The sequence below is a fragment of the Aerococcus sp. L_32 genome (genome assembly GCF_050689315.1).
Genome location: NZ_JBOEQF010000746.1, coordinates 1 through 888, shown reverse-complemented (window position 1 = coordinate 888; position 888 = coordinate 1). Strand labels below are relative to the sequence as shown.

1 protein-coding gene and 1 pseudogene are annotated in these 888 nt (G+C 39.6%); both read left to right on the top strand.

The genetic code is table 11. The features are described 5' to 3' along the window. Positions 1–673: nicotinamide-nucleotide amidohydrolase family protein (locus ACRCJ0_RS16155; RefSeq protein WP_431391183.1), on the top strand; the 673-nt coding region annotated here is incomplete at its 5' end. Between the two features lie 89 nt (positions 674–762). Beyond that, a pseudogene (locus ACRCJ0_RS16150) lies at positions 763–888 on the top strand (recombinase RecA); the annotation flags it as partial.

Below are 888 nucleotides of genomic sequence, written 5' to 3'. Positions count from 1 at the left end.
CATCGGTGAATCGCAATTAGCTGACACTATTGATGACTTGATTATGAGTCAAGAAAATCCAACTGTTGCCATTTATTTTGGTAATTTCATGGTAACAGTTAGACTAACTGCAGCGGGCAAAAATGAAGCAGAAACCACGCCTTTATTAGAAGACTTGGCTACAGCTATCAACGATCGGTTAGCTGATTATTATGTAGGCGAAGGAGAAAACTTAGGCATTAATGAAGTATTGGTAGAGAAATTGACAGACCGTGAGCAAACCATTGCTTTTGCTGAAAGTTTCACTGGTGGACTGGCAGCTAAAAAAGTTGTCGATGTCCCAGGGTCTTCAAAAGTCTTACACGGATCAGCCGTCACTTATACAGAAACAGCCAAAGCCAATGTATTAAATGTCCAACCGCAAACACTGGAAACTTATGGCATGGTGAGTGCTGAAACAGCTATTGAGATGGCGGAAAACGTACGAGCCCTATATCAATCTGACTTTGGGATATCCTTTACAGGTGTCGCTGGACCTGATGCCATGGAAGGAAAAGAAGTGGGGACTGTCTATATTGGTATCGCCCAAGCTGGCCAAGAAACTAAAGTTTTAACACCATCATTAAGAGGCAGTCGTCAAAATATTCAATATCGTTCAGTCTATTCAGCTTACTTTGATATCATTAAAAAATAATAGAACATTCGTTCGCTTTTCTCTTGCTTATTCAGCAAAAGAATTATAAAATAAAAGAAACGCAGGAGAACATTTAGGAGGATTTACGCATGACTATGGATAAAAACGATAGCAACCGTCAAAAAGCATTAGACGATGCAATGAAAAAAATTGAGCGTAACTTTGGTAAAGGCTCAATCATGAAAATGGGTGAACGCGGAGATACTAGAATCTCC